The 14297-nt window shown below is 46.8% G+C and carries 13 protein-coding genes; all 13 read left to right on the top strand.

Annotated elements, in window-relative coordinates; translation table 11 throughout:
• Positions 1–34: 34 nt before the first annotated feature.
• The 13 genes from G9F75_RS08740 (at position 35) to bcbE (ending at position 14205) form a co-directional block, all read left to right on the top strand.
• The gene (locus tag G9F75_RS08740; RefSeq protein WP_014417791.1) at positions 35–1270 is read left to right on the top strand and encodes a M16 family metallopeptidase; all 1236 of its coding nucleotides are present in this window, start codon (positions 35–37) and stop codon (positions 1268–1270) included.
• A gap of 78 nt (positions 1271–1348) precedes the next feature.
• Positions 1349–1606, top strand: coding sequence for a YlmC/YmxH family sporulation protein (locus G9F75_RS08735; protein WP_003154176.1), 258 nt, complete (start codon positions 1349–1351; stop codon positions 1604–1606).
• A 156-nt stretch (positions 1607–1762) separates the two neighbouring features.
• Positions 1763–2653 (top strand): dipicolinic acid synthetase subunit A, encoded by an 891-nt coding sequence (gene dpaA, locus G9F75_RS08730; protein WP_021493674.1) that lies wholly within the window; start codon positions 1763–1765, stop codon positions 2651–2653.
• A gap of 2 nt (positions 2654–2655) precedes the next feature.
• Positions 2656–3246: a dipicolinate synthase subunit B gene (gene dpaB / locus G9F75_RS08725; RefSeq protein WP_003154171.1), complete on the top strand. Its 591-nt coding sequence runs from the start codon at positions 2656–2658 to the stop codon at positions 3244–3246.
• A 124-nt stretch (positions 3247–3370) separates the two neighbouring features.
• Positions 3371–4411 (top strand): aspartate-semialdehyde dehydrogenase, encoded by a 1041-nt coding sequence (gene asd / locus G9F75_RS08720; protein ID WP_014417793.1) that lies wholly within the window; start codon positions 3371–3373, stop codon positions 4409–4411.
• A gap of 88 nt (positions 4412–4499) precedes the next feature.
• Positions 4500–5714, top strand: coding sequence for an aspartate kinase (dapG, locus tag G9F75_RS08715; protein ID WP_003154168.1), 1215 nt, complete (start codon positions 4500–4502; stop codon positions 5712–5714).
• Positions 5715–5744: 30 nt separating this feature from the next.
• On the top strand, positions 5745–6614 hold the full coding sequence (dapA, locus tag G9F75_RS08710; protein ID WP_003154166.1) for a 4-hydroxy-tetrahydrodipicolinate synthase: 870 nt from the start codon (positions 5745–5747) through the stop codon (positions 6612–6614).
• 178 nt (positions 6615–6792) lie between these two features.
• Positions 6793–8460: a ribonuclease J2 gene (rnjB, locus tag G9F75_RS08705; RefSeq protein ID WP_021493672.1), complete on the top strand. Its 1668-nt coding sequence runs from the start codon at positions 6793–6795 to the stop codon at positions 8458–8460.
• A 115-nt stretch (positions 8461–8575) separates the two neighbouring features.
• Positions 8576–9313 carry a ClpP family protease gene (locus G9F75_RS08700; RefSeq protein ID WP_003154162.1) on the top strand — a complete coding sequence of 246 codons (738 nt, stop codon included), beginning with the start codon at positions 8576–8578 and terminating at the stop codon, positions 9311–9313.
• Entirely contained in the window at positions 9310–9519 is a 210-nt protein-coding gene (locus G9F75_RS08695) for a YlzJ-like family protein (RefSeq protein ID WP_003154161.1), read from the top strand. Before G9F75_RS08700 ends, G9F75_RS08695 begins: the two co-directional genes overlap by 4 nt.
• A gap of 134 nt (positions 9520–9653) precedes the next feature.
• Positions 9654–12014, top strand: a complete 2361-nt coding sequence (locus G9F75_RS08690) for an FtsK/SpoIIIE family DNA translocase (RefSeq protein WP_021493671.1) — start codon at positions 9654–9656, stop codon at positions 12012–12014.
• A 124-nt stretch (positions 12015–12138) separates the two neighbouring features.
• Positions 12139–12864 carry a GntR family transcriptional regulator gene (locus G9F75_RS08685; protein WP_007409813.1) on the top strand — a complete coding sequence of 242 codons (726 nt, stop codon included), beginning with the start codon at positions 12139–12141 and terminating at the stop codon, positions 12862–12864.
• Between the two features lie 111 nt (positions 12865–12975).
• Positions 12976–14205 carry a bacillibactin exporter BcbE gene (gene bcbE, locus G9F75_RS08680; protein WP_017417794.1) on the top strand — a complete coding sequence of 410 codons (1230 nt, stop codon included), beginning with the start codon at positions 12976–12978 and terminating at the stop codon, positions 14203–14205.
• Positions 14206–14297 lie beyond the last annotated feature (92 nt).

Here is a 14297-nt window from a genome sequence, read left to right as displayed (position 1 = left end):
GCAGTTTGCCTGTCTTTGAATAGGAGGAACAGACTTGATAAAACGCTATACATGCCAAAACGGTGTAAGAGTTGTGCTTGAAAATAATCCAACGGTGCGGTCTGTGGCAATCGGCGTCTGGATCGGGACGGGGTCACGTCATGAAACGCCGGAGACAAACGGTATTTCGCACTTTCTTGAGCATATGTTTTTTAAAGGAACAAATACCAGGTCCGCACGGGAAATCGCAGAATCCTTCGATCGGATAGGCGGCCAAGTGAATGCCTTCACTTCAAAAGAATATACATGCTATTACGCCAAAGTTCTGGATGAGCATGCAAACTACGCACTTGATGTGCTGGCTGATATGTTCTTTCATTCTGCTTTTGACGAAGATGAGCTCAAAAAAGAAAAGAACGTAGTATATGAAGAAATCAAAATGTATGAAGACGCGCCGGATGACATTGTCCACGATCTGCTGAGCAAAGCGACATACGGCAATCATTCGCTCGGCTACCCGATTCTCGGGACGGAGGAAACGCTTTCGTCATTTAACGGCGATTCTCTCAGACAGCATATGGATGACTTTTACACGCCGGACCGCGTCGTCATTTCTGTCGCCGGAAATGTAACAGAACAATTCATTAAAGACGTGGAGAAATGGTTCGGTACATACGAAGCGAAGGGCAAAGCAAGCGGCATCAGCGAGCCTGAGTTTCATTATGAAAAGCTGACCAGAAAAAAAGACACCGAACAGGCGCATCTCTGTCTCGGTTTCAAAGGCCTGAAAGTCGGAGATGCGGACATTTACGATTTGATCGTCTTAAACAACGTGCTGGGCGGAAGCATGAGCAGCCGTCTTTTCCAGGATGTGCGCGAAGATAAAGGACTGGCCTATTCTGTATACAGCTACCACAGTTCCTATGAAGACAGCGGTATGCTGACGATTTACGGAGGCACCGGCGCGAATCAGCTCGGACTTCTGTCTGAAACCATTCAGGAAACGTTATCGGTTCTAAAACGTGACGGTATCACCCCGAAAGAGCTGGAAAACAGCAAAGAGCAAATGAAGGGGAGCTTAATGCTCAGCTTAGAGAGCACAAACAGCAAAATGAGCCGGAACGGGAAAAACGAACTCCTGCTCGGAAAGCATAAGACCATGGATGAAATTATCACTGAACTAAATGCGGTCAGCCTGGAAAGCGTCAACGGCCTCAGCCGCCGCTTATTTACGGATGATTACGCACTATCGCTCATCAGCCCGACCGGCAATATGCCGGCTTCATCTTAAGCAGAAAAGCAGTCTGCCTCTATACGGGGCAGGCATTTTTTTTTGCTCCGGGTCATATAGTACAAGGGGGTGGCTATCATGAGGCTCAGTGAACTGTCAGGTAAAGAAATTGTGGACATTAAACGGGCAGAGCGGCTCGGCGTGCTCGGCCAGACCGATTTGGAAATTAATGAACAGGACGGACAAATTACCGCGCTGTTGATACCGACGGTAAAATGGTTCGGATTGCGAAAACAAGGCCACGACATCCGCGTCCCCTGGAACCATATCCAAAAAATCGGGTCAGACATGATCATTTTAGATGTTCCGGGGGAGATCACGCCTCCCGAAGAGTAGATCTTATTCAATTGTTGCAAGCACCGGCTCATACAGCCGGTGCTTTTTTTATGAAAAAGACGCTGTACATTCACCGCCCTTTCTCTTCGCACATACGATGAAGAGGAGGATGACACTTAAAAGATCCAGTAACTGTAAAGAAGGTGAACGTTTCAGATGTTAACCGGATTGACAATTGCGATCATTGGCGGTGACGCAAGACAGCTAGAGATTATAAGAAAGCTGACAGAACAGCATGCCGATATTTATCTTGCAGGGTTTGACCAATTGGATGACGGTTTTACAGGAACCGTCAAATGCAAAATCGATGAGATTCCCTTTCAAAAAATAGACAGTATCATCCTGCCCGTATCGGCAACGACCGGAGAAGGCGTTGTTTCCACGGTTTTTTCAAATGAAGAAGTGATATTAAAGCAGAGCTATCTTGAGCGGACACCGGAGCATTGCGTCATTTATTCAGGCATCTCCAACGCGTATCTTGAGGGGATCGCCAGCGAAGCGGGCCGCAAACTTGTGAAATTATTTGAACGGGACGATATCGCGATATTCAACTCGATTCCCACTGTTGAAGGAACAATCATGATGGCGATTCAGCATACGGATTATACCATTCACGGATCAAATGTCGCCGTTCTCGGCATGGGGCGCACCGGTATGACGATCGCCCGGACGTTTGCGGCGTTAGGGGCGAAGGTAAAAGTGGGCGCGCGGAGTTCGGCTCATTTGGCCCGTATAACGGAAATGGGGCTTTCTCCTTTTCAACTTGAAGAGCTTACTGAACATGTAAATGATATTGATATCTGCATTAACACCGTACCGAGCTTGATTCTGAATCAAAGCGTTTTATCGCGCATGACGCCGAAGACCTTGATTTTGGATTTAGCATCCCGCCCGGGCGGAACGGATTTCAAATATGCTGAAAAACAAGGCATTAAAGCGCTGCTTGCCCCGGGTCTTCCGGGAATTGTGGCCCCGAAAACAGCCGGACAGATTATTGCGAACGTATTGAGCAAGCTTTTGGCAGACTTAAAGAAAGAGGGGGAATAACCATGTCTCTGAAAGGGAAAAGAATCGGATTCGGATTAACCGGCTCGCACTGCACATATGAGGAAGTTTTTCCGCAAATAGAGGCGCTTATCAGTCAAGGAGCTGAAGTCCGGCCGGTCGTGACGTCAACCGTTCAATCGACCGATACCCGCTTTGGGGAGGGGGGAGATTGGGTCAGAAAAATTGAAGAAACAACAGGCTTTGAGGCGATTGATTCCATCGTAAAAGCGGAGCCTCTCGGGCCGAAACTTCCGCTCGACTGCATGGTCATCGCCCCTTTAACCGGAAATTCAATGAGCAAACTCGCAAATGCGATGACTGACAGCCCCGTCCTTATGGCTGCGAAAGCCACGATCCGCAACGGCCGCCCGGTCGTGCTCGGAATTTCGACAAACGACGGACTCGGTTTAAACGGAACGAATTTAATGAGGCTGATGTCCGCAAAAAACATATATTTCATCCCGTTCGGCCAGGATGACCACGTGAAAAAACCGACATCGCTCGTCGCAAGAATGGATCTTCTTCCGATTACGGTAGAAAAAGCTCTTTTGCACCAGCAGGTTCAGCCGGTGCTCGTACACCATCATGAATGATGACAGAAAATCATTCCGGAATAAAAAAATTCGGTCAATCCGTGACTATTCTATGGTAAAATAAAACGTAAAATGCAAAGTCAATTCAATAAATGATGCTTAATTGGCGGAAGGAGTTTTACAGATGGGAAGAGGATTACACGTAGCAGTTGTCGGAGCGACGGGAGCCGTAGGACAGCAAATGCTGAAAACACTGGAAGACAGAAACTTTGAAATCGAAACACTCACACTACTATCCTCAAAGCGTTCTGCTGGTACGAAAGTAATGTTTAAAGGCGAAGAATATACAGTGCAGGAAGCTGTTCCTGAAAGCTTCGAAGGCGTTCATATCGCGTTATTCAGCGCCGGCGGAAGCGTATCACAAAGCTTGGCGCCTGAGGCTGTAAAACGGGGAGCCATCGTGATTGACAATACCAGCGCATTCCGGATGGACGAAAATACACCGCTCGTGGTGCCTGAGGTGAACGAAGGTGATCTGCACAAACATAACGGCATTATCGCCAACCCTAACTGTTCAACGATTCAGATGGTGGCTGCGCTTGAACCGATCCGCAAAGCGTACGGTTTGAAAAAAGTCATTGTATCTACTTACCAAGCTGTGTCCGGGGCCGGCAATGAAGCGGCGAAAGAATTGTACAGCCAGACAAAGGCGATTTTAAACAATGAACCCGCAGAACCGTCTATTATGCCGGTTAAAGGTGACAAAAAGCATTATCAAATCGCATTTAACGCCATTCCGCAAATTGATAAATTCCAAGACAACGGCTATACGTTTGAGGAAATGAAAATGATTAATGAAACGAAAAAAATCATGCATATGCCGAAGCTGGAAGTGGCTGCGACATGTGTCAGACTGCCGATTGAAACAGGGCACTCAGAATCTGTTTACATTGAGCTTGACCGTGATGACGCAACCGTTGAAGATATTAAACAGCTTTTGAAAGAAGCTCCGGGTGTTACGCTTCAGGATGATCCGGCGGAGCAGCTTTACCCGATGCCTGCTGATTGCGTCGGCAAACGCGATGTATTTGTAGGAAGAATCCGGAAAGATTTGGACAGAGCAAACGGTTTTCATTTGTGGGTTGTTTCTGATAACCTGTTAAAAGGCGCCGCTTGGAACTCAGTCCAAATCGCGGAAAGCCTGCAAAAACTGAACCTCGTATAAAACAAACGTATTTTCTATAGGCGAATAGAAGAGAGTAAGGCTCTGCCTGCTCTCTTCTGTTACGTCAGACTAATTTGGAGTGAAAATAGTGAAGATCATTGTTCAAAAATTCGGCGGAACATCCGTAAAAGATGACAAAGGCCGCAAGCTTGCGCTAGCACACATTAAAGATGCCATCAGTGAAGGTTATAAAGTTGTCGTTGTCGTATCAGCGATGGGAAGAAAAGGAGACCCGTACGCGACAGATTCTTTAATCGGGCTCCTTTACGGCAGCCAGTCCGACATTTCTCCGAGAGAGCAGGATATGCTTCTGTCTTGCGGAGAAACGATTTCGTCCGTTGTTTTTTCCAGCATGCTGAAGGAAAACGGCATAAAAGCCGCAGCTTTAACAGGAGCCCAAGCCGGCTTTTTAACCAATGCCCAGCATACTGACGCCAAAATTATAGAAATGAAAACAGAGCGGCTTTTCGCTGCACTCGCCAGCCATGACGCTGTCGTTGTCGCAGGATTTCAGGGAGCGACTGAAAAAGGCGACACGACGACGATCGGCAGAGGAGGAAGCGATACTTCAGCAGCGGCGCTCGGCGCGGCGGTAGATGCTGAGTTTATCGACATTTTTACGGACGTGGAAGGCGTTATGACAGCCGATCCGAGAATCGTGGAAAATGCTAAGCCGCTTCCGAACGTCACATATACGGAAATCTGCAACCTTGCCTATCAAGGCGCGAAAGTCATTCATCCGCGCGCGGTGGAAATCGCCATGCAGGCAAAGGTGCCGATCCGCGTGCGCTCCACTTATTCAAAAGACAAAGGCACTTTGGTGACGTCCCATCATTCGTCTAACATCGGCAGCGATGTATTCGAACGGCTGATTACGGGGATCGCCCATGTGAAAGATGTGACGCAATTTAAGGTTCCCGCCAAAATGGGGCAATACAACGTTCAGACTGAAGTCTTTAAAGCAATGGCAAATGCCGGAATCAGCGTAGATTTCTTTAACATTACGCCGAGTGAAATCGTATATACCGTAGCCGGCAGTAAAACGGAAGCCGCGCGCAGCATCTTGGCTGAATTAGGGTATGAGCCGACAGTGACGGAGAGCTGTGCGAAAGTGTCAGCGGTCGGCGCCGGGATAATGGGTGTTCCGGGTGTCACGTCAAAAATCGTCTCCGCACTTTCTGATAAAGGCATTCCGATTCTGCAATCTGCCGACAGCCATACGACGATCTGGGTGCTCGTTCATGAAAAAGATATGGTAACGGCCGTAAATGCGTTGCATGAAGTGTTTGAACTTTCAAAGTAAATGTGATTGAATCATGATGAGGTGAAAAAAATGAATGTCGGAAATATATCTACAGCGATGATTACCCCCTTTGACAGTAAAGGGAATGTAGACTTTCAAAAACTGTCTACATTAATCGACTATTTGTTGAAAAACGGCACGGATTCTTTAGTCGTCGCAGGCACGACCGGCGAATCTCCGACACTTTCAACGGAAGAAAAAATTGCACTCTTTGAATTTACAGTCAAAGAAGTGAACGGACGCGTGCCTGTTATTGCGGGTACGGGAAGCAACAATACGAAAGACTCCATTAAACTGACAAAAAAAGCTGAAGAAGCCGGCGTCGATTGCGTTATGCTTGTCACGCCGTATTATAATAAGCCTTCCCAAGAGGGTATGTACCGTCATTTTAAAGCCATTGCGGAAGAAACGTCTCTTCCTGTGATGCTTTACAACGTGCCGGGCAGAACGGTCGCTTCGCTTGCGCCGGAAACGGCCATCAGACTTGCGGAGATTCCGAATATCTCTGCGATTAAAGAAGCGAGCGGCGATCTTGATGCCATTACGAAAATCATTGCCGAAACACCGGAAGATTTTTACGTCTATTCAGGTGATGACGGGTTAACGCTTCCTATTCTCGCAGTCGGCGGAAGAGGAGTCGTGTCAGTGGCCAGCCATATCGTAGGTTCTGACATGCAGCAGATGATTAAAAACTATACGAACGGGCAGACGGCAACCGCGGCGCTGATTCATCAGAAGCTTCTGCCGATCATGAAGGAGCTCTTTAAAGCGCCTAATCCGGCTCCGGTCAAAACGGCGCTACAGCTGAAAGGCCTTGATGTCGGATCTGTGCGTCTTCCTCTTATCCCGCTGAATGAAGATGAACGTCTGAGCCTGAGCAGCGTCATCAGCGAACTGTAAGAAAAAATTTATACAGTTAAAATACGCGGTCATTCTCATTTTTATCGTGAGTTTGACCGTTTTGTATACATATTGGTTTTCCCTAAACCTTCCGCTTCTTCTTGTTTTCTAAAATTGATATCAGTTATAATAGGAACAAGTGATGATGGACGGGTATGAGACTAGGAGGATACAGATTTTGAAAAAGAAAAATACAGAAAACGTCAGAATTATCGCCCTTGGCGGCGTCGGAGAAATTGGGAAGAACCTATATGTCATTGAAATTGACTCAGACATATTTGTAGTGGATGCAGGGCTGATGCACCCTGAAAATGAAATGCTCGGTATTGATGTCGTCATTCCGGATATTTCCTACTTAGTAGAACGGGCTGACCGCGTGAAGGCCATCTTTCTGACACACGGGCACGATGAAAACATCGGAGGCGTCTTTTATTTATTGAACAAGCTGTCGGTGCCGGTATACGGAACGAAGCTTACGCTTGCATTACTGAGAGAAAAACTCAAGCAGTACGGGCATAATCGAAAAGCTGATTTACGTGAAGTTCACTCTAAATCAGTCATTACATTTGAATCAACGAAAGTATCGTTCTTTAAAACGATTCACAGTATTCCGGATTCAGTGGGAGTCAGCTTCAAAACATCACTTGGCTCTATTGTATGCACGGGAGACTTTAAATTTGACCAGACGCCTGCTTATCACCAATCATGTGATATTGGCGAAATTGCCAAAATCGGAAACAGCGGCGTGCTCGCCCTGCTTTCTGACAGCGCCAATGCGGAGCGCCCGGGGTATACTCCGTCAGAAGCATATGTAAGCGGTGAAATTTCCGATGCGATGAACAGTTCAGAAAACCGTGTCATCATTGCTGTATTCGCGTCTAATATCAACCGGATCCAGCAAGTGATACAGGCTGCCGTCCAGAACGGCCGCAAACTTGCAATCGCCGGAAAAAATCTGCAAAACGTGCTTCAGCTTGGGCGAAAGCTCGGCTATATTGAAGCCGAAGATGAAATGTTTATTCCTGTACAGGATGTGAAAAAATATCCGAAGCGGGAAGTGGCAATTGTTACAGCCGGAAGCCATGGTGAGCCGCTGGCCGCTCTTACGCGGATGGCCAAGCAGGCGCACAAGCAGCTTAACATTGAAGAAGGAGACACCGTTGTCATTGCATCAACACCGATTCCGGGGCATGAATTGATATATTCCAAAACCGTCAACCTGCTTGCCCGCGCCGGCGCTCAAGTCATTTTCGCCCAAAAACGCGTGCATGTGTCCGGTCACGGTTCGCAGGAAGAATTGAAACTCATGCTTAATTTGCTGAAACCGAAATATTTAATTCCGGTTAACGGTGAATTCAGAATGCAAAAAGCGCATTCCAAAATCGCAGAAGAGATCGGCATGAAACGCAGCGACATCTTCTTGATTGAAAAAGGTGACGTCGTTGAATTCCGCGGCCAGAATGTGAAAATCGGGGATAAAGTCACGTACGGAAACGTTCTGATTGACGGCCTCGGAGTCGGCGACATCGGCAACATCGTGCTGAGAGACCGCCGCTTATTATCACAAGACGGCATTCTCATCGTCGTGATTTCACTCGATAAGCAGAAAAAGAACCTCGTATCAGGTCCTGAGATCATTACGCGCGGTTTCGTGTATGTCAGAGAATCAGAAGGTTTAATTGTACAAGCTACTGAGCTCGTCCGCTCTATCGTGACTGAAGCGACGGAAACATCTGCCGTAGAATGGTCCACGCTGAAACAAGCAATGCGTGATGCGCTGAATCAATTCCTTTATGAAAAAACAAAACGCAAGCCGATGATCATTCCGATCATTATGGAAGTATAATGTATACAAAGCCGGAGCGCATGATGCTCCGGCTTTGTTTTTGTTCATGTCCCGGATGGAAATCATCATCTTTGTTCATAATACAAAGAGACATTCGGAAAGGGTGAAAGATAAAATGGATCATCGTATGGAAAACACCGAAGAACAGCAGCCCGAAAAATCAGATGCGAAAGACAGCATTATGAGCAAAATTCAGCAGCTGGGAGAGACATCTCTGCCGCAAATGTCCCAAGATACCAATATTCACTGCCTGACGATCATCGGCCAAATTGAGGGGCACGTCCAGCTCCCGCCGCAAAATAAAACAACCAAATATGAACACGTCATTCCGCAAATCGTCGCGATTGAGCAAAATCCGAAAATCGAAGGACTTCTGATCATCTTAAACACCGTCGGAGGCGATGTGGAAGCGGGGCTTGCGATTGCGGAAATGCTCGCATCATTATCAAAACCGACCGTTTCAATCGTACTCGGCGGGGGCCACTCGATAGGTGTGCCGATCGCCGTGTCATGTGATCATAGTTTTATCGCGGAAACAGCGACTATGACCATTCACCCCGTTCGGCTTACAGGTCTGGTTATCGGGGTTCCGCAAACGTTTGAATACTTGGATAAAATGCAGGAGCGGGTCGTCAACTTTGTGACCCATCATTCAAATATTTCCGAAGAAAAATTCAAAGAGCTGATGTTTTCAAAAGGAAACTTAACCAGGGACATCGGGACGAACGTAGTCGGGAAAGATGCGGCTGATTACGGATTAATTGATGCCGTGGGCGGCGTCGGACAGGCGATAAAAAAGCTGAATCAGCTGATTGAGGAACGAAAGGGCGAGGAAGGAAGGATGATTCAATGATCCTTTATACCGTCATGCCCCAAGAAGTCGTTTACGGTCAGGATATAGAGCAAAGCGTGCATGAACAGGTCGATTACGCCGGCGTGCCGCTGCTAGTTGAGATGAAGGGAAATGAAGCTGAAGTCGTACAGATTTTAAGTACGAACCCGATGGATTTTCTGAATCCGGACATCGCTCCGGGACAAAAAATCAAGCTGAAAATCTAACCGGCATTCAGTCCGTTTCTCGGGGGCAAAATATGCTATAATAGGGGAATCCTACAGAAAAATGCAGCCGGCAAAAGGCTGCTTTTCTTCATGATGTATGATTTTACATTTTTTAACGCAGTAAGGTGATGAGTGTGGCAAAGAAAAAACGGAAATCTAAAAAGAAACAAGAGAGTAAGCTCAATCTAAAATACGAACTAAGCGGACTGCTCTGTGTTGCAATCTCAATTATTGCTGTTTTGCAGCTCGGCGTTGTGGGACAGACATTTGTGTACTTGTTCCGTTTTTTTGCCGGAGAGTGGTTTATTTTATGCTTAATTGCGCTCTTCCTTCTCGGAATTTCGCTGTTTTGGAAAAAGAAGAGTCCAAGCCTTTTAACGAGAAGAAAGGCAGGGTTGTACTGTATTATCGCCAGTATATTGCTGCTGTCTCACGTGCAGCTCTTTAAAAATCTGTCTCATCACGGGTCGATTCGTTCGGCAAGTGTCATCGGCAACACGTGGGAGCTGTTTATGATTGACATGAAACAGCAGGCTGCTTCCCCTGATTTGGGCGGCGGCATGATCGGCGCGGTACTGTTTGCAGCTTCCCACTTTCTATTTGCATCAACGGGTTCACAAATCATGGCGATCGTGCTGATCTTAATGGGGCTGATTCTTGTAACGGGCCGTTCACTGCAGGAAACGCTCAAAAAGTGGACGAGCCCCGTCGGCCGGTTTATCCGCGGCCAGTGGCAGGCATTTCTTGAGGATATGAAGACGGTCAGAACGAATATGTCTTCGCCGAAAACAAAAACAAAATCGGGCAAAAAACAAAAACGGGTTCAAAAGAAAAAAGAAGAGCCTGAACCGGAGGAAGAGGATGAGGAAATCATTTCGCCGATCATCCATTCAGAGCCGATTATTTCAAGCTTTTCAGACCGTCAGGAAGAGCCCGCCGAACCGCTGATTCCGGAAAAAACGCAGGAGGCTGCACAAGCGGCAAAAGTTGAGCCTTCCGGCGGCGCTCAAGACAGTGGCGAAACGGCTGCGGCTCCGCCGATGACGTTTACAGAGCTTGAAAATAAAGATTATCAAATGCCTTCATTGGACATACTGGCTGACCCGAAACATACAGGCCAGCAGACCGATAAGAAAAACATTTACGAGAATGCAAGAAAACTCGAACGGACTTTTCAAAGCTTCGGCGTAAAGGCGAAAGTGACGCAGGTTCATCTCGGTCCGGCGGTCACAAAATATGAGGTGTATCCGGACGTCGGGGTCAAAGTCAGTAAAATCGTGAATCTGAGCGATGACCTCGCGCTCGCGCTTGCCGCGAAGGATATCCGGATCGAAGCGCCGATTCCGGGCAAATCGGCAATCGGCATCGAGGTGCCCAATGCTGAAGTGGCGATGGTTTCGTTAAAAGAAGTGCTTGAATCCAAGCTCAATGACAAGCCGGACGCGAAGCTTCTGATCGGCTTGGGACGAAATATTTCCGGGGAAGCCGTGCTTGCCGAACTGAACAAAATGCCCCACCTGCTCGTAGCGGGGGCAACGGGAAGCGGAAAAAGCGTCTGTGTCAACGGTATTATTACGAGCATTCTGATGAGGGCTAAACCGCATGAAGTGAAGATGATGATGATTGACCCGAAAATGGTTGAACTGAATGTGTATAACGGCATTCCTCATCTGCTTGCGCCGGTCGTGACAGATCCGAAAAAGGCCTCGCAGGCTTTGAAAAAGGTCGTCAATGAGATGGAGCGCCGCTATGAGCTGTTCTCCCATACGGGTACGAGAAATATAGAAGGCTATAACGACCATATTAAGCGGTCAAATGCCGAAGAAGAAGTCAAGCAGCCTGAGCTGCCATACATCGTCGTCATCGTTGACGAGCTTGCCGATCTGATGATGGTCGCTTCTTCCGACGTGGAAGATTCAATTACGAGACTTTCACAGATGGCGCGAGCGGCGGGAATTCATTTGATTATCGCGACACAGAGGCCTTCAGTCGACGTTATTACCGGTGTTATTAAAGCCAACATCCCGTCAAGAATCGCTTTCAGTGTCTCATCTCAGACCGATTCACGGACGATTTTAGACATGGGCGGCGCTGAAAAGCTTCTGGGGCGCGGAGACATGCTGTTTCTGCCTGTGGGCGCAAATAAGCCGGTGCGTGTGCAAGGGGCATTCTTATCCGATGAAGAGGTTGAGCATGTCGTCGATCATGTCATTACGCAGCAAAAAGCGCAGTATCAAGAAGAGATGATTCCGGAAGAAGTTTCGGAAACACACAGTGAAGTAACGGATGACCTCTATGACGAAGCGGTCGATTTGATTATCGGCATGCAGACGGCATCAGTCTCCATGCTTCAAAGGCGGTTCAGAATCGGATATACGAGAGCTGCCCGTCTGATTGACGCAATGGAGGAACGGGGCGTCGTCGGGCCGTATGAAGGAAGCAAACCGAGGGAAGTACTATTATCTAAGGAACAATATGATGAGCTCTCTTCTTAAAAAGGAGAGAGTTTTCACTGAAAATGATATCACCAAAATCATTCCTATTTATTTTTTTATCAAAACATGATATAGTTGTCCCAATTGTTCAATAATTTATGAAAGTGGTTTACGGAGGGGAAACATGTCTACAAAAGCTGACAATCGTCACTTGTATCTAAAAGTGATTGAGCGAATCAAAGAGGATATACAAAACGGAATTTACACCGAAAAGGAAAAGCTTCCTTCTGAATTTGAGCTTTCAAAATCAATGGGTGTCAGCCGGGCAACTCTGCGTGAAGCTTTGCGTATCCTTGAAGAGGAGCATGTGATTATCAGAAGGCACGGTGTGGGCACTTTCGTCCATACAAAACCGCTGTTTCTTTCAGGTATTGAACAGCTCAACAGCGTGACGAAAACGATTCAGCAGGCGAACATGGTGCCGGGTACGATTTTTTTGTCGTCTCAGGTCATCACGCCGTCTGATGAAGATATCGCTAGATTCCGGCTTGAGCCTGAGCAGGAGCTTTTTTATTTGGAACGCGTGAGAACGGCAAGCGGCACTCCGGTCGTTTACTGTTTAGATACGATTCCGATGCACATTCTGCCGAATTCTTTCTGTCATGAACAGGAGTCTATTTTTGATCTTTTGGAAAAAAACTCCGGGTCTGTGATCAGCTATGCCGTTGCTGATATCGAACCGATCGGATATCACGATACGATTTCACCGGTTTTGGAATGCGAGCCGGAGACGGCGCTTTTATTGCTGAAGCAAACCCACTATAATCAGAATGATGAACCTGTGCTGTATTCATTAAATTATTTCCGGGCTGATAAGTTCAGTTTTCATGTTGTAAGAAAACGTTTTTAAGACAGACGCGTCATGTGTCTGTTTTTTTATTTGCCGTTTCAGTACATACTTTGTTTTCTGCAAGGCACAATAAAACAGGAAACAACCAAGTATAGTGAATGGGTGAATAAGTTGAGTAAGAAGAAAAATGGAACGAAAAATATCATTGCTCTGGCTTCTGTACCGCTCGTGATGACACTCGGGAATTCCATGCTGATTCCTGTGCTTCCGATGATTGAAAAGAAGCTGTCCATATCGTCTTTTCAAGTATCGTTAATTATAACGGTCTATTCGATTGTGGCGATTATTTGTATTCCGATTGCCGGATATCTGTCCGATAAATTCGGAAGAAAAAAGGTTCTTCTGCCTTGTCTTCTCATAGCCGGTGCGGGCGGAGCGCTTGCCGCGATAGCTTCCACCGCGTTCAAGCATCCTTATCCCATTATCTTGGCGGGGCGGGTGCTGCAGGGAATCGGTTCGGCAGGGGCGGCTCCTGTAGTGATGCCGTTTATCGGTGATTTATTCAAAGGGGATGATGAGCGGATTACCGCGGGGCTCGGCGACATTGAGACGTCAAACACAGCCGGGAAAGTAATAAGCCCGATTCTCGGGTCGCTCTTGGCTGCATGGTTTTGGTTTATGCCGTTTTGGTTCATTCCGTTTTTTTCGCTCATCAGTTTTTTTCTCGTATTGTTTTTGGTGGCAAAGCCGGAGGAACAAAAAGAAGCGCCTTCTATTTCCGAATTTGTGAAAAATGTCGGCCGCATATTTAAGCGTGACGGACGCTGGCTCTTTACGGTTTTTATCATCGGCTGCGTGATTATGTTTTTGCTGTTCGGGGTTCTTTTTTATTTATCAGACTCACTGGAGAAGAAATACGGAATTGACGGTGTGGCTAAAGGAGCGCTTTTGGCAATCCCGCTTTTATTTCTATCCGTCAGTTCATATATATCAGGCCGAAAAATCGGAAAAGACCAAGGCAAAATGAAGTTTTGCATCGTTTTCGGAATGAGTGCCGTGACACTGTCGTTTATCGGCCTATGGTGGAATCACAGTTTTTATTTATTATTTATCTTTTTGTGTGTCAGCGGTATCGGTATCGGAATGGCATTGCCGGCTTTAGACGCTGTCATCACAGAAGGCGTAGACAACGAGGAATCGGGAACCATCACCTCATTTTATAACAGCATGCGGTTTATCGGAGTAGCGGCGGGACCGCCGATCTTTGCTGCCCTGATGTCAAATGCAGGCTGGCTGATTTTTATTTTATCCGCTTTTTGCGGCATTGTATCTGTATTTTTAGCGCTGTTAAATATCTCATCACAAGCAAAAGAAAAGAAGGAATCATTAAAGACGGTGTAATCTGCACTGTCTTTTTTTATTTTATTTTGAAGATTGACATGATACCGTCAAGTCGTTATTCTTTTTAATAGTTAAACATATTAACTATCGGA

The organism is Bacillus sp. EKM208B (assembly GCF_011800725.1).
GTDB classification, from domain to species: Bacteria; Bacillota; Bacilli; order Bacillales; family Bacillaceae; genus Bacillus; species Bacillus velezensis.
This window is presented reverse-complemented; position numbering and strand designations above follow the sequence as displayed.